This window comes from Pauljensenia sp. UMB10120, from assembly GCF_030212035.1.
Lineage (GTDB): Bacteria > Actinomycetota > Actinomycetes > Actinomycetales > Actinomycetaceae > Pauljensenia > Pauljensenia radingae_A.
On sequence record NZ_JASODH010000004.1, the window covers coordinates 150,841 to 168,947 of the forward strand.

Below are 18,107 nucleotides of genomic sequence, written 5' to 3' on the forward strand. Positions count from 1 at the left end.
CTGGGCCGCTCCGGGACACACTTTCTGCGTGGTAGTCCCGTCATAGCCGCTCATCCCCCAACTGGGTGCTGAGGACCGCTCGCGTCTTACTGCGTGCGTTGGGCGCGCCACCGGTCAAATTCGTCGGCTGTGGCATATGAGTACTGGGTGCCGCGTTTGAGCACCGACATTGCCGCATAGCTGTTGGCGTACTCCAGAGCCTTCGCAATTGCATCGCCGTGGACGATCCGGTGCGCAAAGGCTCCGATAAACGCGTCCCCTGCTCCAGTCGTATCCACCGGATCCACACGGAGTGCGTCAATACGCTGACTGGCAACGTGCAAGCCACCCTCGTTGGCCCGCGTGAACCACCACGCCCCGCGTGACCCGAGCGTGACGATGACGTGTCGGCAGCCGTGTTCAACGAGGGTGCACGCCGCAGCCTCAACACCTTCATCGCTGTCGCACGGCATACCGGTCAGCAACGCCAGTTCACTTTCGTTGGGCATGAGGTAGGTGCAGCGCCGCGCCCAGTCAAAGTTGAAATCAGGGCTGGCGGGAGCGGGATTGAGCAGCACGGGCACACCGACCTGTTCGCCAAGCGCTATCGCCGCATAGACCGTATCCAGACGGATTTCTAACTGGCAGACGATCAGTGCGCACTGTGCAATCTGCTCGCGGCAGGCCTCCACGTCCTCAGGAGTCAGGTCGTTATTGGCGCCTTTGACAATCAGGATGGAGTTGCGCGAGTGTGGATCGACAAAGATCGGCGCCACACCCGACGTGCCGTGCGCACGCTTGACGTGGTCCGTGTCAATGCCGTTATTGCGGTAGTTTTCTACCGTCATGTCGGCAAAAATTTCATCGCCTACGCAGGTCACCATCAGGACACGCGACCCCAGGCGCGCAGCGGCCACCGCCTGATTCGACCCCTTGCCACCGCACCCCAGTTGGAACGAGGGCGCCTCGAGCGTCTCCCCTTCGGTGGGCATGCGATCGATGTAGGTAATGAGGTCGACATTGTTCGACCCGATCACTGCAATATCCATGATGCCTCCTTGTGAGCGGGGACTATCGCATGGCATCCATAATACGAACCGCATCCAGCACGGTCATGTACGGCAACGGGTCAACACCTGATTCGAGGACATAGGTGGTCAGTTGGTCGCGCACCGTTGCCACCAGCTCATCACGTACCCACGGCTTGGCGATGTAATAGTCCAGACTGGCTTCATTCAAGGCGCGGATCGTGTCGCTTTGGTCGGCCTGACCGGTCACCAGGACGCGCCGCGTATTGACCGTGGAGGGCTCATCCATCATGTCGATCAGGAAGTCCACGCCGTTCCGTCCGGGAAGACGGTGGTCAGCCAGGACCAGCGCAAGCTCATCGCCGTCTTCGTCAATGCTGCGGATCGCCTGCCATGCATCGTCAACATCTTCGGCAGTCTCCAGTCGCAGCGTGTCCCAGAACTCGTCACAGTCGCGTTCCAGAGCGTCACGCACTTCCGCTTCATCTTCCAGTATGAGAACAGCTAACGTCATGATCTCTCCTTGTGTTCACTGTGGGTAGGGCCGTCCTCGTAGTCGGCAGCTTTCGGCAGACGTATCGTGACCTGTGTGCGTCCGGGCTGAGATGCCACATTGATGGTGCCGCCTGCATCTGTGATAATCGACCGGCAGATCGACATCCCCATGCCCAGACCGTAACGAACGCGCCCCGATTTGGTGGTGAAATGCGGCTCGAACATTTTTGCCAGCACGTTGGCGGGAATCCCCGGCCCGTTATCCACGATGTCGACCACCACATCCGGCCCTGCTGTGCGCGCACTGACCGTGATACTCGGTGGCTCATCTCCGCGCGCCGGCTGGGCGTAGGCATCGGCTTCGTCCTCGTCTTCGAATGCTTCAGCCGCGTTGACCAACACATTCGTCCACACTTGTTCGAGTTTGGCCGGATGACCCACCACGAGCGGCTCGCCCTCGAAATCACGGAGCACCTCGACGTGGCGTAGGCGGTGCGCCGTCAGACGCAATACGTCCTCGATCCCTTCACGCACGTCAACGATGCGCGCATCGGTACCATCAGGCCGCGCGTAGCCCTTCAGGGAATCGGTCAACTGCACCACGCGCCCCGCGGCCACTGTCAGCGAGCGCAGCGAGGATCCGATCTGCGCGCCGGTCTCCACCATCGTCATATACGAGGGAGGCGCTGACGCCGCGACAAGGGGTCGCGCAGTTGCCACATCGTGTACCCCTGCTCGCACCAGGCGGCGAGCGACCTGACGGCTGACTTTCAGTTCCGACATGAATTCACTGACCAGTCGGCGTTCATCGGCGGTGGAGCGCGGATGTGCGTCGAGCGCGCGGGTCATGGCTTCATGAGCGGCGCGCAGCTCGTCGCTGGGGTCATGGTCGGCGTAGGCACTGTCCATCAGCGTTGTGATGTCGTCACGCAAATGGTCGGCAGCCCGGTCCACCGCGGTGATCGGATTGTTCAGTTCGTGCGCGATGCCGGCGCTGAGTTCACCGAGCATGGCGTAACGGGCTCGCTCCACAAGTTCTGCGCGCGTGTGCCGCAGGTCGTCAACCAGGATGCGGTTTTCGATGTGCAGATATTCTGCGCGCACGAGGCGCCGGGCCAGGGATTGAATGGCGAGGGCAGCCAACGTCGCCGCCATCGGAGGATCTTCAGCGATGACCAGCTGGAGTTGTTCATTGGTCAGGCGCACCACCTTGACCGGCGTGGTGGTCGTCGACGTGAAAAATGCGTTTTCGCCGCGCGCCAGGGACACCAACCCGATCAGGGGTCCCGATGTGGCATGGTGCAGCAGAATGTCGCCCTGGTCGGAATCGCGGTGCAGGGCAACGTGACCGTCGAGTACCAGGTGCACAGCGCGCACGGGCTGACCCTGCGTGGTCAGATCGGTATGAGGGCCAACCTCCAGGATGGGGCGCGGCCCCAGTACTCGTTCAGCCCCGGCCAGGAGGTCATTCAGTACTTCCCGTTCACTGTGGTCAAGGCCAAAGAGCACAGGGCCTCGCACGGCATTGTCGGGAACAGTGCCGGCGATTCGTTCACGTTCAGCCTCGTTCATTTCATAGCGCAACAGCAGCCGCGTGATTGCACCGTAGCTTTGCGCCACCAGCGTCGGAAGGGTCCACGGCACGGAGATGACAGATGCCAGCAGCCCCGAGGCCAGGGCGCGGCTCATGTCGGTGTGCGTGCGGCTGCGCGTCACCACCACCCATTCATTGTGCTGCGTGCACGGGTATGCCTTCAGCGCCTCGAAGGCGCGGTCGAGAGAGCCGACCTCGCTGGTGACAAATCCCAGGACGAGGCGGGTGCGACTGTTCGCCAGGTGTGCGCATTCGGCTTCAATGCCGTCGATGTCGGCGATTGAGCGGACCTCGATATGGCTGAAAGCACCCGTTAAATCCTCAACCAGTGTCGCGGCAATCCCGTCCGACCCGTCGCCTATCACCAGGATGGCGCAGGCATCTGCGCGTCGCGGATGGAGTGCGGATAGGGTGCCCTCGTCAATCACCTACAGCACCCCCAGCACACGCCACGTGAGCGGAGCGACGAAGGCGAGCAGAAGGACGCCACTGATGCCGACGACGATGCCGACTCTGACCATTTCGGGGGTGGGTGTCGTGCCTGTCGAATACGCGATGGCGTTGGGTGGGGTGGAGATCGGCAGGCACATCCCCAGCGAGCATCCCAGAGCCAGGACAACCGCGATCTGGCTCGGGGACGTGCTGACCGTTGCTGCCAGCCCCATCCCCATCGGGATGAGTAAGTTGGCGGACGCGGAGTGGGAGATAACGTTCGAGGTCACCCAGCCCACTGCTGCCAGAGTCAGCAAGAGTAACGCCATCGGGATTGCCTGCCAGGAGATCGAGCCGATGAGCCACTCGTCCAGGCCGGTTGCTCCCACTCCCGCTCCCAGGGCGATACCGCCTGCGACCAGCCACAGTACTGGCCAGTCGAGTTTCTTGACGTCGTCGCCGCCCATGACACCCAGGATCATCAGACCGGCGACAGGGATGAAGCCCACTGTGTTGGAGGAAATGTGGTGGAGCGATTCAGTCATCCACAGGCCGATCGTGATCATGGCGACCACGTAGAACATGATGGCTTTCGGGGTGCGCTCGAAGGTTGCGGATGTGTCGACGTCGAACTTGACGTCGGAGGGGATATATCGCCAGACGATGAACAGCCAGGCGATGACCAGTACAACAAGCATGAGCGGAACTGCGGCCAGCATCCAGTCAATGAATGTGACGTGGATGCCGTGGTTTTGAAGGGCGCCCAGAGCGATGGCATTGGGAGGGGTGCCCACAGGTGTTCCCATGCCACCGACATTGGCGGCCACCGGCACCGACAACGCAAGGCCGGTTCTCGCGCGTCCCTTCGGCAAGGCTGTAATCACCGGCATCATGACAGCGAACATGGTGGCGGTGGTGGCGGTGTTCGACATGAACATGCTCATCAGCGCGGTAATCATCATGACCCCCATGACGGTCATGCGCGCATTACGCAGGAAAGGTTTGAGCATGAGAGCGGAGAGCGCTTTATCAACGTTGTATTTGGCGGCTCCGTCGGCGAGCATAAATCCGCCCATGAACAAAATGATGACGGGGTTGGCCAATGAGCCGAAGATGGCGGTTGCGGCGGGCGCTTCTTCCGAGACGCTGAGCACTGCCTGGTTGGAGATCAGGAGTACTTCCATCAAGATGACGCCAACTGCCGTTGCGGCCAGCGGGATAGCTTCGGTGACCCACAGTGCGATGGCTGCAATGAAAATGCCGAACATGCGTGAGCCGCTCGCATCAAGACCGGGCAGCTGGACGAACAGGAATGTCACAAGGGCAGCGGCCGCGATGATGCGGCCGACGAGTTTGCTGCGGGTCAGGGTTGCGGGGCGCCCTGATTCGGGGCGCGGTGAACGCCTCGGGCGTTGCCTGGCGTGTGCCTGTTTTCGTGTGCCACGCAAACGCTTCGACATCGAAGTTGGCGTGACTGGGTTGGGCTCGGTGTGGGTGTGAGCCGCGTCAGGGTGCGGCGTGTCAGCGTGCGGCATGTCATGGGATGGGGGTCGCGTCATTGTGTCTATACCTCCGTACCTACTTTATGAAGTGGTTCACACACCAGGATCCGACGAAAGTCCCATGTCGTCAGAGACAGACGCCAAGCGCCGGGCAGCGGATGGCCGGCAATGAGTGGGGATGCATAGCTGCGGGTTCTGCTGGACTGAGGCGTGGTGGGGGCTTCGGATGGCGGGCGGTGGGCGATAGGTACGCGGCAGACTTTCCACACGATGAGGCATCGGGGCTCCTGCATGAGGGTTGCGTCGAGCCCCTCAAGCTGGTACCCCGTCAGATCCTCAAACATGAGTCGCGTCGGAACGCGTCCGTGTCGACTGATACCGAGCTGTGACCTGTGTTGCCTTTTTTCTAGCCCAATGTGCGGTAGCGTTGATGTCGCAGTCGTTATGTTCCGCTTTGCGGTGGGCATGAAACTGTGTCGGTCTCAACCGGGATCGAGGTTTTTCCCCTGCGCAGGGGCTTTTGTAGACAGGACAGCGCTTTCATGACCACTGGTGTCGTTAAATGGTTCAACGCGGACAAAGGCTACGGCTTCATCACTCCCGATGACGGATCTGCTGACGTGTTCGCTCACTACTCACAAATCGAGGCGTCAGGCTTCCGCACTCTCAACGAGGGTGAGAAGGTTGACTTTGAGGTCTCGCAGGGCCCGAAGGGTCTGCAGGCCGAGCACATCAAACGCGTCGAGGAGTAAGGCCGACAGGCCTTCATCTCAAACCTCCACGTCAATCCGGGTGATATTCGGGTTGGCTGGAGGTTTTTGTGTATTTTCGGTTGATGCCGAAACGTTGGCATGAACCGAAGCCTGGGCGCTGAATGGACCAAAAAGTGCGACGATGCTCCACCATGGCGACGCGTCTTCAATTCTCGGAGGGCGTGACCACCCCGCTTATTCGAAAGGTTCGGTGAAATCACCATGGCTGATTTCTTCTCCGCACAACGTGTCACAAACCGTGTGACCGTTATTCGCACATTGACTGGTGAACTCCTCTATCTGGTGGAGGGTGCTACGCGCGCTGCTCTCATCGATTCGTCATTGGGAATACGAGGCCTGCGAGCTTTCGTCGAACGTCTGACGAAAAAGCCGATCGTGACCATCTTGACTCATGGCCATGTCGATCATGCAATGGGCGGGCCGGAGTTTGACAACGTTTACATGAATTCTCTGGACGTGCCGGTATACGACGAAATGGCAGCCCTGAAAGTTCGCCGTGAATACATCGACTTGTCTGTCGGTGATGCATCACCGCGAATGAACGACTCTGATTTTGTGCCACCTCACCCCTTGAACTTCGAAGATCTCACCGACGGTCAGATCTTCGACTTGGGCGGAATATGCGTGGAAGCCCTTCACTTCCCCGGGCACACTCCCGGCATGACTGCGATTCTTATCCCAGAAGAAAGAATCCTCATCACCGGCGACGCCTGCAATCAGCGAACTTTTCTGTGGGACCACAATTCAACGTCTGTGGAAGAATACCGCGACCGTGTGCTGAGCATGAAAGAGCGCACTGCAGATTCCTACGACCGGCTTTTCATTTCCCATATGACGATGGATATGCCGTTAAGCCTGTTCGATGAAGCCATCGAGTTGTGTGACCAGGTGCTGAACGAGGATGTTGATGACGTGCCCTTCGAGTTCATGGGCTCCAGCGCTCTGATTGCCAAGCGTTTTGACGAAAGCCAAGCCCGCCTGGATGGAAAATCCTTCAATCTCGTCTACTCCAAAGATCGGATGTGGCGTCAGCAAATCAAGTGACGTTGTCAGTAGTCTGCACGCTTCACGACAGAGGTATCCCTGCACTGCGACGCAGGAACCTTTCCAGTACGTGTACGCCATTTAGCAAGAATCAGTCTCGTCAGCATCAGCTACGCCAAGGAGAATCGATCTACCACTCGCTACCACGTGGTCCAGCGATCCCGCGTTCATTACTGTGATCAACTCAACCAGCATCGGTGCTGATAAAGGGAGATAATGGAAGTGCATTGATCCACGGGGAATCTGCCCCACCGGATTGAACACAATGCCGTGCGGGTGCACGGTGTGTGTCATCGGGTCTCCTGCATGGCCGACGAAGATAAACAGGAGAGACCATGACATCAACTCAATCGTATGCAATTGCACAGCCTGCCCTGACGCTTCAGCTGTCAGCACCGGCTCAGCATCGCATCTTTGTTGTTGCTCTTGTGATCAGCTTGGTCGCCCTCGTTGCCGGAATTGCCGCTGCTTCACCAGTTATCACACTGATTGCCGGACTGTGCACTCTGGCTCTGGGAGTACACGCACTGTTCACGCGTGTTCTTGATACCCAGGACTGACTGATCCCGATCGCGTCCAGCTGACGCGGCTTCACCTAGGCGATACCTTTCGGTATCGCCTTTTGCTTTGCTCGGGTGAGCATGCAGCATTCCAATAAGGGTGCGATGCCAGGTTGCGACCAGGTCCTGCGACCATGTGCCATCCACCGCGATGAGACATAGCGAGGACGGCCATACGCAACACCACATCTAGCAGTGCCGCGCACAGCCGCCCTCGTCAATGAAAAAGATCAGCGCACGGGAAGACCGGCGTCACTCTTCACGCTGGAACGACATCGTCGCCTCATAGGTCTTCTCACTGGGCCAGCGAGACGTGATCGCCTTGGCGCGCGTGTAGAAACGGACACCTTCCGGACCGTGGATGTGGGTATCGCCCAGCAGCGAATCCTTCCACCCACCGAAGGAGTAGTACGCAACAGGTGTCGGGATCGGGACGTTCACGCCCACCATGCCGGCCTCAACATCGAGTGTGAAGCGACGTGCGACGCCGCCGTCGTTAGTGAAGATTGCTGAACCGTTGCCGAAGGGGCTGGAGTTCACGATCTTCATCGCTTCCTCGTAGGTGTCGGCATGGACGATTGCCAGGACAGGTCCAAAAACTTCCTCGGTGTACACCGGCGCATCCAGCGGAACATCATCGATAATGGTCGGTCCCACGAAGTGACCACCCTCGTACCCCTCGATGACCAGGTCACGGCCATCGCGCACGATTGTGGCGCCGCGCTTTTCCGCATCGTCGATCAGGCCAACGATGCGTTCCTTTGCCTTGGCGGAGATGACCGGGCCCATTTCGACGCCCTCATCCATGCCGTAGCCAACCTTGATTGCATCGGCGTGCTTCTTGACCATCTCGGCCAGTTTCGGGCCGATTCCACCGACGGCGACAACAACCGGCAGCGCCATGCAGCGTTCGCCGGCCGCACCGAAGGCTGAGGCGGAGATGTGCTGTGCAGCGAAGTCCAGATCTGCGTCGGGCATCACGATCGCGTGGTTGTTGGCGCCGCCCAGTGCCTGGACGCGCTTGCCGTGGGTCACACCGGTGTCCTGCACGATGTGTGCCACCGGGGTTGATCCAACGAATGAGATCGCGTTGATTCCGGGGTGCTTGAGGATTGACTGCACCATGTCGCGGTTGCCGGACACGACGTTGAACACGCCGTCAGGCAGGCCCGCCTCCTTGTAGAGGCGTGCGGTCAGCAGTGCTGCCGACGGAGTCGGCGAGGCGGGCTTCAAGATGAAGGCGTTGCCTGTAGCGATCGCCAGCGGGTGCATCCACATGGGAACCATCGCCGGGAAGTTGAAGGGGCAGATGCCTGCTACTACGCCCACAGGCTGACGGGTGGTGAAGATGTCCACGCCGGTTGATACGTTGACGGAATGCTCACCCTTGAGTGCGACGTTGATGGCGGTGGCAAAGTCGAGGGTTTCGCGTCCACGCTGAATTTCACCGATTGCGTCGGAGTAGTTCTTGCCGTGCTCTTCAACGATCAGCTTGGCCATTTCATCCTGGTGATCCAGGACGAGTTGACGCATCTTGAACATGATCGCGGTGCGCTTGGCGAGTGACGTTGCTGCCCACTCTTTTTGCGCCTCGGTTGCAACCTCAACTGCGTGGTTGAGGTCGTCATCACTTGCCAGGAGCAGCTGGCTGACCACCTCACCGGTGCCTGGATTTTCGACATCGAGAGTCTTGACCGGCGTGCCTTCGTATTCGGCACCACCAATCCAGTGCTTAATTGTATTCACCTGTGACAGCTCCTTCGTCATTGTCATCGTTCGCGACCACTGTCATGGCCACACTTCCCGCGCCCGTGCCACCTCGTATTCCCTTGTTTCGATGAGGACGAGGGTGGCCTGCGCACTCACCACCTAGTATAACCACGCAGTCACACTTTGTCAGTACAAATTATGGGAGGATGTGTGATTGCCGTTCTGCCTCATCACACACTCTTGACTGTGCCATCGCTGCGACGCAGCGGCTCGCGAACTCATTTGGCATACCAAACAGCCCACGAACCATTTAATCAAGTTCATGGGCTGTCTGGTATGCACGTTGGCTCGGTTTGTTGACCTCACCCGGCGTGCCACCGGGGCGATGCCGGATCAGGCCTGCGCGAGCGCGTCGATGATGTAGTTGTTGATGGTGGCCTTGACGCATTCGAGGTGGTCAGAGCGCACCGCCTTCATCAGGTCAGCCTGCGGCACATCGAGGGCATGCTCTTCCAGGCTGGCAAGGGTTGCCGACCCGTCCTCAACTGTCGCACCGATTCCAGAATCGAATGACTCGTATCGGGTGGAGACCAGTTCTTCAATGAATCGATCCTCGTGCATCTTGGCGGCGACCAGCAGGCCTGCGGCATACGTATCCATGCCGACGATGTGGCCCAGGTACAGGTCTTCGGCGGTGAACGAGGTACGTCGCGGCTTGGCATCAAAGTTCAGTCCACCGCGCGGCCCGATCTGCCCCTCGTCGACGATTTCCCACATCACTGCAGTGGTTTCGTACAGGTCAGATGGGAATTCATCGATGTCCCAGCCAATGAGCTTGTCACCTTGGTTGGCATCGAGTGAGCCGAGCATTCCGGCGGCACGCGCCACGCGGATCTCGTGCTGGTAGGTGTGTCCGGCCAGGTTCGCGTGGTTACCTTCCAGATTGAGCTTGAAGTGATCGGCCAGGTCGTAGGTCTGCAGGAATGCGATCGACGTGGCAGCATCGAAGTCGTACTGGTGCGTCGTCGGTTCCTTGGGCTTGGGTTCGATGAGGAACTGTGCGTCCAGGCCGATCTCCTTGGCGTAGTCCACGCACATGTGGAAGAAGCGGGCGATGTGATCCTGTTCGCGCTTGAGATCGGTGTTCCACAGATTCTCGTATCCTTCGCGCCCGCCCCAGAAGACGTAATTTTCCGCGCCCAGTCGCTTCGCGATTTCCAGAGAGTGCTTGAGCTGGCCGGCTGAGTACGCATAGATGTCCGCGAACGGCGAGGTGGCAGCGCCGGACAGGAACCGCGGGTTAGTGAACAGGCTCGAGGTATTCCACAACAGTTTCATGCCGGTGTCGCGCTGGAGCTGTTCGATCCGGTCGACGACCCTATCCAGGTTTTTGTTGCTCTCACGCAGGGTGTCACCCTCGGGAGCAAGGTCGCGATCGTGGAAGCAGAAGTACTGCACACCGAGCTTGGTGTAGAAGTCGAATGCGTAGTCCACTTTTGCCAGTGCCAGTTCCATCGGATCGGTATAGCGGTCGAAGGGACGCTGAGCGGTTCCATCTCCGAACGGGTCAACCAAGCGCTGGTTGAATGTGTGCCAGTATGCCACGCCAAAACGAAGCCATTCTGCCATTGTCTTTCCGGCAACGACGCGGTCTGGCTGGTAGTACCTGAATCCCATGCCCGCTTTTGGATCGTCCGTCCCAACGAAGGGGATAGGACCGTTTGACCACAATTCACTCATAGTAAAGACACCTCCATGTGCACGTACGCAGCTCTGTCGCCACATCACTTCAATTTGTTAATCACTAAAACAATATAGAGCATGAAGGCCTCTGTCAAGACGGACACCATCGGCCTTCCACGCTCCGCACCGACCAACCTCGCATGTCATAACAAAAAATCGTTTGTCCTCAGGTGATACGATTCGCTCAATGACATGAACCAATCATGAGACGATCTGAAGGAACCCACAATGGCCAGTGACCAAGGAAATCTCGACGAACCCTTTGAGCTGTCAATCGATCTGGACCGTACCAGTTCAACGCCCCTGTACACCCAGATCGCCGAACCTCTCGAACATCTCATCTCCACCGGCACCCTCCTACCCGGCAGACTGATCGAAGATGAAATCTCCATGGCATGCCGCCTGTCCGTTTCCCGCCCCACCGCGCGCCGCGCACTCCAGGAACTCGTCTCCCGTGGCCTGGTGACCCGCCGGCGTGGCGTCGGCACACGCGTCACCCCCAAACACGTCCGCCGCCCCCTCGCCCTGACCTCCCTCAACGACGACCTGACAAAAGCCGGCTTCACCCCACGCACCGAAGTGCTGCGCTATGAAGTTCTTCTAACCGACGAGGATGACGCCGCCAAACTCGGATGCACCGTCGACGAGGAAATTGTTCGCGTCACCCGCCGCCGCTGGATCGACAACAAGCCACTGGCGATCATGACGAATCTGCTGCCGGCTCGCTACGCCCCCTCATTCACAGATCTGGCGCACCAGGGCTTGTATTCATGCATCCGCGAGCGCGGCATCGAGCTGCTGTCCGCCACCCAGTCTGTCGGTGCCCGAAACGCCAGCGAGGTCGAAGCGGATCTGTTACACATAGGAACTGGAAGCTCGCTTTTGACAATGGAGCGCACGGCATATGACGGTGCGGGCGCAGCAGTTGAATACGGCCTTCATTACTACGATGCCCAGCGCTACTCCTTCAAGTTCACACTCTCATCGGAATAAACAGGCGTCGAAGAGCCCGGCCCGCTCGACGCTGCACGTGAAAGGAGCAGGGCCGTGCGCGATAATCCGTGGCGCCGTCTTGTGACATATCTACTCTCGACATTCGCGATCACATGGATCTGTTGGGGCGCGACAGCACTCTTGGTCCACTTCACATCACTTCGCGCCACCGACATTCCCGCTATGGCGTTGTTTGTTCTGGGTGGATTCGGCCCGACCATCGCCGCTTGCGTGTGCCTGCCGGGTGGTTTTTCGTGGAAAAATCTCGCGCATTTTCTGACCCGTCGTGCCCCGCACGCTGCGCTTTATTTTCTCCTGTGCGCTTTGCTTGAGGTCGCCGCATTCTGGCTGTCATCACACGGATGGAGTGCACCCGCCGACTCGGCAGGCACCTCATTGATCGCCATCGTGTCCATCTTCTTGGTCGTGACGCTGGTGGCCGGCGGCAATGAAGAGTGGGGCTGGCGTGGAATCATGCAGCCTCTGCTCGCGCGCCGCTTTCACAATTTCATAGCGCCAGACCTAGTAGCGGCCCTCGTTGTAGGGGCGGTATGGGCATGCTGGCATATCCCCCTGTGGTGGATCGACGGCAACCCGCATCAGGGATCCTCATTTGCGGCATTCGCACTGACCTCTTTCGCGCTCAGTGCGTGGTTGGGACTGTTGGTCGCCTTCACCAGATCAGTCCTGTGGTGCATGGTGTTCCACGGGATGGCCAATACGCTCATGACTGTGTTCCCACCGGCTGACGACGTGCGCCATCACCTGGTCATTGCCGTCTGGTTCCTGCTTGCTATTCCCGCGTATTACGTGTTCCATCGGGTGGCCCGTACCCCTTAGTTTCCTCCGGCCAGCATTGTGGTTCGAGGGCGAGCGCCCCGCATGCGCATATGCATACGCACTTCCTCAACGTCAATCATCGTCGTGTCGGTGTGACTACGGGCGGCAATATGGCGCGCATTCGTGCATTGAACATGGCGACGATCAGTCTGGTCGAATGACCGCAGCGTCGGGGTCATAGGTGTGGTGCCACGAAAAGTGTCGCGGAGTGTGCTCATCAGGTTTCACTCTCCTTCCTTGCCTTCTACCGTGCAACACTTCTACCGTGCAACACTCAGCGCCGCTTGGCTACCCTCCAAACCGAAGGCAAGGGGAGATTCAGGGTAAACCCTGATGAAGTGAAGGGGTTATGCGCCCGGTTCTTCACGTCCCGTGAAGTTCGCAAAACGTGCCATATGACCCTGGAAGAGTGCGCGAATCGTCGCAGTTTCACCGTTACGGTGCTTGGCGACGATGATGTCGGCTTCACCGGGGCGTTCCTCGGAGTTGTAGTACTCCGGGCGGTGCAGCAACATGATGACGTCGGCGTCCTGCTCCAACGACCCGGATTCACGCAGGTCAGCCATCATCGGTTTCTTATCTGTTCGCTGCTCGGGCCCACGGTTCAGCTGTGCGACAGCCACGACCGGAACTTCAATATCTTTGGCGAGCAGCTTCAGCTGGCGCGACAGCGTGGACACTTCCTGCTGACGCGATTCCATCTCGCGTCCAGCTGTCATCAACTGCAGGTAGTCCACCACAACGAGGCCCAGGTTGTGCTGCTGTTTCAGTCTGCGGCACTTGGCCAGAATCTCCGTCATCGCCATGTTGGGCGAGTCGTCAATAAAGAGCGGAGCTTCGGACACTTTCGCCGTGGTGGCAGACACGCGCCTCCAGTCTTCACTGGTCATCTCACCTGCGCGCATCTTCTGCAAGAAGACGCCGGATTCTGCCGACAGCAGGCGCATGGCAATTTCGGAGCGCGACATTTCCAGTGAGAAGATCACCGATGTGACACCGTGGCGGATCGATGCCGAGCGGCAAAAGTCCAGTGCAAGTGTCGATTTACCCATTGCCGGTCGGGCGGCGACAATAATCATCTGACCGGGGTGGAGACCCTGGGTGAGTCGGTCCAGATCAGCGAACCCGGTGGGCACGCCCTTGAGCTTGTCCTTGTTGCGTTCAATTTCCTCAAGTTCGTCGAGGATGGACTCTGACACGTCCGACATCGACAGGTAATCAGTGCTCGCCTGACGTTCTGAAACAGCGTAGATTTCCGCCTGCGCCTGGTTGACGATTTCATCGACGTCGCCCCCGGCATCAGCGTAGCCGAGCTGCACAATGCGTGTACCGGCACTGACGAGGCGTCGCAGCAACGATCGCTCGCGCACGATTCGCGCATAATATCCTGCGTTCGCCGCTGTGGGGACGGCTGCAATCAGGGTGTGCAGATATGTGGCGCCTCCGACGCGCTGCAGCTCGCCGCGACGCTGTAATTCGCCGGCCACCGTGACGGCATCGGCCGGTTCGCCTCGGCCGGAAAGATCCACGATGACGTTGTGGATAGTTTCGTGAGCAGGCTTGTAATAGTCCGAGCCGCGAATCTCTTCCGTGACGTCGTTGATGGCTTCTTTCGACAGCATCATCGAGCCCAGCACAGAAATCTCCGCATCCAGATCCTGCGGTGGAACCCGGTCAAAATCTGAATCTGACGCCATCGGCCTGCCAATCCTTCCATTGCCTGCGCCCGCTCGTGCGCGCATACGCGAGGTTATCCTCTTTTTCCGCCTCACGCGAAGCTCTCAAGGATCACTTGATGTGGATAACGTGTGGATAGACTGTGGACAACTCGGCAGGTCGTCCACAGTACATGTGGATAAAGTTGGGACGGGGATCTGATCCCCACCACCATGCAAATCGCTCAAGAGGCGTTTTCATGCGGAACATCACCACCAGGTTGTCCACAGATCTATGCACAATGTGTGGACAACAAATAGGAGCGTAATCAGTGGATGAACAGAAGATGAATTCTTGCGACCCTCAAGATGAACATAAAGGTACGGTTTCATCCACGTCACACTCCTCTCACAGCGCCCCCACCACCCCCTCAGGGTCACTGACCCGTCAGATTCTGTCCCTCGCAATCCCGGCACTGGGAGCACTCGTCGCACAACCCATCTTCACCCTCATCGACACCGCGATGGTGGGCCACCTTGGCACTGAAGAGCTGGCCGGCCTGGCCACCGCCACCACCATCGTCCAAACCATCGTCGGACTGTTCGTCTTTCTGGCCTATTCCACAACCGCGCTCGCTGCACAGGCACTCGGGGCCGGTGACAGCGTGCGCGCCATTCGCTCCGGTATTGAAGCAATGTGGCTGGCAGCCGGATGCGGCATTGTCACCGCAAGCGGCTTGATCCTGGGCGGTCGGGCGCTCGTGGAAACCCTGGGCAATTCACCTGACGTCATGCCGCACGCGCTCGCCTACCTGCACACGGCCTCTCCCGGCCTGGTCGGAATGTTCGTTGTCCTGGCGGCCACAGGCACACTGCGCGGCCTGCTCGATACGACCACGCCGCTGTATGTTGCCGCCGGAGGTGCAGCACTCAACGTCGCCCTCAACGCGCTGTTCATCTACGGGCTGGACATGGGAATCGCCGGGTCGGGACTGGGAACCGCGCTGGCTCAGACACTGATGGCTGTCGTCCTTGTCGCCGTCATCTTGTCCAAAGCGCGAGGCCGGCACGTGTCCTTGCGGCCATCAGGAGCGGGAATCTGGAATGCGGCTCTGGACGGCGCTCCCCTGTTCGTGCGCACCGTCGCCATGAGGATCGCCACCATCGCCACCCTCATGGTTGCCACCTCCATTTCCGTCACCGCCTTGGCGGCACACCAGGTGGTCAACGCCGTGTGGATGTTCACCGCGCTGGCACTGGATGCGCTGGCCATCGCCGCGCAGGCATTGGTGGGCTTCGATCTGGGTGCCGGACGCCGCGAGCACCTGCGCACCCTGCTGCGCAAACTCACCGTGTGGGGCGCAGCTGTCGGCCTGATTCTCGCGGTACTCATCGCTGCTTCCAGCCCGTTTTTGCCTCACTTCTTCGGCTCTGACCCATCGATGCACCGCATTGCGACATGGGCGCTGATTGCCAGCGCCTGCGCCATGCCGTTGGGAGGGGTCGTGTTTTTGCTTGACGGCGTCCTGATCGGCGCGGGGCACGGCAAGACCTTGGCCTTTGGCGGTGTCTTCATGATGGTGGTCTACCTTCCGTGTCTGTGGGCACTGGAGCGATGGATGGCTGCCCAACGCATTGATGACGCACTGAGCCCAGCGGATCAAGGTATAGCAATGGTGGCGCTGTGGCTGATCTTCGGTTTCGTGTTCCTGGGGGTGCGCGGCCTCGTGAACGCGTGGCGCACCTGGTGGTCACCGCGCCGTGCTATTGCCGACCTGCACTGAACATGAGCCTCCTTGCCGGCCGTCGGATGTGGCGAACTCGACCGCACAGATTCACTCCGCGGGGTAGCTAAGAGAGCCTCGAAGCGACTAAAATAGACACTCGGACCGTGTTCTGCATAAGGGACACTGTCCACGCATTACCCTCCTGTCACGGAAAGTCCGTGACCGCTAAGACCATAGGAGGTGGGTACACACGTGCGTACATATGAACTGATGGTGATCCTCGATCCAACGATCGACGAGCGCACCGTCGTCCCCATGATGGAAAAGTTCCTGGCCCCTGTGAAAGCCAGCGACGGCTCCGTCGAAAAGGTGGACGTCTGGGGCAAGCGTCGTCTTGCCTACGACATTTTGAAGCAATCTGAAGGCATCTATGTTGTCATTAACATGACAGCAACGCCTGAGGCTGCACAGGAAGCAACACGTCTGATGGGCTTGAATGAGTCCATCCTGCGTCACAAACTGATGCGCCCTGACGCACGCTGAATTAAGAGCGTTTGACCACCCACCAAAGGAGTTGACATGGCTGGAGAACCTGTCGTCACAATCGTCGGAAACCTGACCAGAGATCCCGAATTGCGTTTCACGTCATCGGGAGTAGCCGTTGCCGACTTCTCGGTGGCAATGACCCCACGCTCGTTCGACCGCAGTGCGAACGAATGGCGCGACGGAGACACGCAGTTCTACCGTTGCTCCGTCTGGCGCGACGCGGCTGAGAACGTGGCCGAAACCCTGCGCAAAGGCATGCGCGTCATCGTCCAGGGTCGCCTGACTTTGCGGTCCTATGAAACGCGCGATGGCCAGCAGCGCAGTGAATTGTCCCTGCAGGTTGATGAGGTCGGCCCATCCTTGCGTTACGCAAAGGCTGAAGTGACCCGCATTCCTCGAGGCGATTCCGGCCAGGGCGGATACTCCCAGGGTGGATACCAGAGCCAGTCAGGCGCTGGCGCGCAAGGTGGTTCCGGCAGCTACCAGGGTGGATATGGTCAGCAACAAGGCAGCTACAATGCGCCCGCCGGAGGGTCCACTTCCGATCCGTGGCGCACCGAGGGAGCGTCCTCTTTCGGTGAAGAGCCGCCTTTCTAAATTCAATTGACGAGGGCGACGCTGATCTGACGCAACGCGCTTTCGCAATGCATTCTTATCGCTTCATTTTTCGTATGGGGTAATCACAGCGATTACCTGGATCCAAGGAGAACACTATGGCGAAGCCTCAACTTCGCAATAAGCCCATTAAGAAGAAGGCCAACCCGCTGAAGTCGGCCAAGATCGAATCCATTGACTACAAGGACACCGCTTTGCTGCGTAAGTTCATCTCGGACCGCGGCAAGATCCGTGCCCGCCGTGTCACTGGCGTATCCGTACAGGAACAGCGCCGCATCGCCAAGGCCGTCAAGAACGCCCGCGAGATGGCTCTGCTGCCGTACTCTTCGTCCGGTCGCTGAGATTCATAGGGAGGCTTTTTCTGATGGCAACAACGAAACTCATTTTGACCCACGATGTCGACAAGCTCGGTTCAGCCGGTGACGTTGTCGAGGTGAGAAGCGGTTACGCTCGCAACTACCTGGTTCCTCGCGGCCTTGCCACTGCATGGTCCAAGGGTGCTCAGCGCCAGATTGACGACATGGCTCGTGCTCGCCGCAAGCGCGAAATCGCGTCCGTCGACGATGCCCGCGTCGTGCGCGATCAGCTCCAGGAAGTCAAGTTCGTGACTGTTTCCGGCAAGACCGGTTCCAACGATCGACTCTTTGGCGCCGTTTCAAGTGCCGACATCGCTCAGGCCGTTCAGGATCAGATCGGCCAGACGATTGATCGCCGCAAGATCGTCATCCCTGCTCCGATCAAGACGCTGGGAGACTACACCGTCAAGGTCAACCTGCACTCTGAGGTGTCTGCAAACCTGCATGTCCGCGTCATCGCTGAGTGACAGTGACACACCACCGAGTGTGATCCCGGCGTACCGATGAGTACTCCG

The 18,107-nt window shown here is 59.2% G+C and carries 18 protein-coding genes; 10 read left to right on the forward strand and 8 right to left on the reverse strand.

Annotated features, from left to right (window positions below; all coding sequences use genetic code 11):
- Positions 1 to 86 precede the first annotated feature (86 nt).
- From rbsK to QP093_RS05430, 4 genes are read right to left on the reverse strand one after another with little or no spacing between them, the layout of a single operon-like run.
- On the reverse strand, positions 87 to 1,028 hold the full coding sequence (gene rbsK, locus QP093_RS05415) for a ribokinase (RefSeq protein WP_285015369.1): 942 nt from the start codon (positions 1,026 to 1,028) through the stop codon (positions 87 to 89).
- A 22-nt stretch (positions 1,029 to 1,050) separates the two neighbouring features.
- On the reverse strand, positions 1,051 to 1,521 hold the full coding sequence (locus QP093_RS05420) for a response regulator (RefSeq protein WP_285015371.1): 471 nt from the start codon (positions 1,519 to 1,521) through the stop codon (positions 1,051 to 1,053).
- A complete protein-coding gene (locus QP093_RS05425) occupies positions 1,518 to 3,524 on the reverse strand; it encodes an ATP-binding protein (protein ID WP_285015373.1) in 2,007 nt (668 codons plus the stop codon). Before QP093_RS05425 ends, QP093_RS05420 begins: the two co-directional genes overlap by 4 nt.
- On the reverse strand, positions 3,525 to 5,087 hold the full coding sequence (locus QP093_RS05430) for an SLC13 family permease (RefSeq protein ID WP_285015376.1): 1,563 nt from the start codon (positions 5,085 to 5,087) through the stop codon (positions 3,525 to 3,527). It abuts the gene before it with no gap.
- 485 nt (positions 5,088 to 5,572) lie between these two features.
- Between QP093_RS05430 and QP093_RS05435 the strand changes: the two genes are divergently transcribed.
- From QP093_RS05435 to QP093_RS05445, 3 genes are all read left to right on the forward strand, one after another.
- Positions 5,573 to 5,782, forward strand: coding sequence for a cold-shock protein (locus tag QP093_RS05435; protein ID WP_058237610.1), 210 nt, complete (start codon positions 5,573 to 5,575; stop codon positions 5,780 to 5,782).
- A 222-nt stretch (positions 5,783 to 6,004) separates the two neighbouring features.
- Positions 6,005 to 6,847 (forward strand): MBL fold metallo-hydrolase, encoded by an 843-nt coding sequence (locus tag QP093_RS05440; RefSeq protein ID WP_285015378.1) that lies wholly within the window; start codon positions 6,005 to 6,007, stop codon positions 6,845 to 6,847.
- Between the two features lie 335 nt (positions 6,848 to 7,182).
- A complete protein-coding gene (locus QP093_RS05445; RefSeq protein WP_092648039.1) occupies positions 7,183 to 7,407 on the forward strand; it encodes a hypothetical protein in 225 nt (74 codons plus the stop codon).
- A gap of 252 nt (positions 7,408 to 7,659) precedes the next feature.
- On the opposite strand, the gene QP093_RS05450 is transcribed toward QP093_RS05445, so the two are convergent.
- Positions 7,660 to 9,153 carry a CoA-acylating methylmalonate-semialdehyde dehydrogenase gene (locus QP093_RS05450; RefSeq protein WP_058237940.1) on the reverse strand — a complete coding sequence of 498 codons (1,494 nt, stop codon included), beginning with the start codon at positions 9,151 to 9,153 and terminating at the stop codon, positions 7,660 to 7,662.
- A 357-nt stretch (positions 9,154 to 9,510) separates the two neighbouring features.
- Positions 9,511 to 10,857, reverse strand: coding sequence for a xylose isomerase (xylA, locus tag QP093_RS05455; protein WP_285015381.1), 1,347 nt, complete (start codon positions 10,855 to 10,857; stop codon positions 9,511 to 9,513).
- Positions 10,858 to 11,088: 231 nt separating this feature from the next.
- Here xylA and QP093_RS05460 point away from each other — a divergent pair, with 231 nt between their 5' ends.
- Both QP093_RS05460 and QP093_RS05465 read left to right on the forward strand, forming a co-directional pair.
- On the forward strand, positions 11,089 to 11,853 hold the full coding sequence (locus QP093_RS05460; RefSeq protein WP_285015383.1) for a GntR family transcriptional regulator: 765 nt from the start codon (positions 11,089 to 11,091) through the stop codon (positions 11,851 to 11,853).
- A gap of 183 nt (positions 11,854 to 12,036) precedes the next feature.
- A complete protein-coding gene (locus QP093_RS05465; RefSeq protein ID WP_285015385.1) occupies positions 12,037 to 12,693 on the forward strand; it encodes a CPBP family intramembrane glutamic endopeptidase in 657 nt (218 codons plus the stop codon).
- On the opposite strand, the gene QP093_RS05470 is transcribed toward QP093_RS05465, so the two are convergent.
- Together QP093_RS05470 and dnaB are read right to left on the reverse strand one after the other, a co-directional pair.
- On the reverse strand, positions 12,690 to 12,911 hold the full coding sequence (locus QP093_RS05470; RefSeq protein WP_058237604.1) for a hypothetical protein: 222 nt from the start codon (positions 12,909 to 12,911) through the stop codon (positions 12,690 to 12,692). The genes QP093_RS05465 and QP093_RS05470 overlap by 4 nt on opposite strands.
- 129 nt (positions 12,912 to 13,040) lie before the next feature.
- Entirely contained in the window at positions 13,041 to 14,390 is a 1,350-nt protein-coding gene (gene dnaB / locus QP093_RS05475; RefSeq protein ID WP_058237603.1) for a replicative DNA helicase, read from the reverse strand.
- Positions 14,391 to 14,680: 290 nt separating this feature from the next.
- Between dnaB and QP093_RS05480 the strand changes: the two genes are divergently transcribed.
- The 5 genes from QP093_RS05480 to rplI all read left to right on the forward strand — a co-directional run bounded on the left by QP093_RS05480 (position 14,681) and on the right by rplI (position 18,059).
- Positions 14,681 to 16,132 carry an MATE family efflux transporter gene (locus QP093_RS05480; RefSeq protein WP_285015388.1) on the forward strand — a complete coding sequence of 484 codons (1,452 nt, stop codon included), beginning with the start codon at positions 14,681 to 14,683 and terminating at the stop codon, positions 16,130 to 16,132.
- A gap of 195 nt (positions 16,133 to 16,327) precedes the next feature.
- Positions 16,328 to 16,618 (forward strand): 30S ribosomal protein S6, encoded by a 291-nt coding sequence (gene rpsF / locus QP093_RS05485; RefSeq protein ID WP_058237602.1) that lies wholly within the window; start codon positions 16,328 to 16,330, stop codon positions 16,616 to 16,618.
- A gap of 36 nt (positions 16,619 to 16,654) precedes the next feature.
- Positions 16,655 to 17,218: a single-stranded DNA-binding protein gene (locus QP093_RS05490; RefSeq protein ID WP_070726052.1), complete on the forward strand. Its 564-nt coding sequence runs from the start codon at positions 16,655 to 16,657 to the stop codon at positions 17,216 to 17,218.
- 116 nt (positions 17,219 to 17,334) lie between these two features.
- Positions 17,335 to 17,577, forward strand: a complete 243-nt coding sequence (gene rpsR / locus QP093_RS05495) for a 30S ribosomal protein S18 (protein ID WP_058237600.1) — start codon at positions 17,335 to 17,337, stop codon at positions 17,575 to 17,577.
- Between the two features lie 23 nt (positions 17,578 to 17,600).
- Positions 17,601 to 18,059 (forward strand): 50S ribosomal protein L9, encoded by a 459-nt coding sequence (rplI, locus tag QP093_RS05500; protein ID WP_058237599.1) that lies wholly within the window; start codon positions 17,601 to 17,603, stop codon positions 18,057 to 18,059.
- The last annotated feature ends 48 nt before the right edge of the window (positions 18,060 to 18,107 follow it).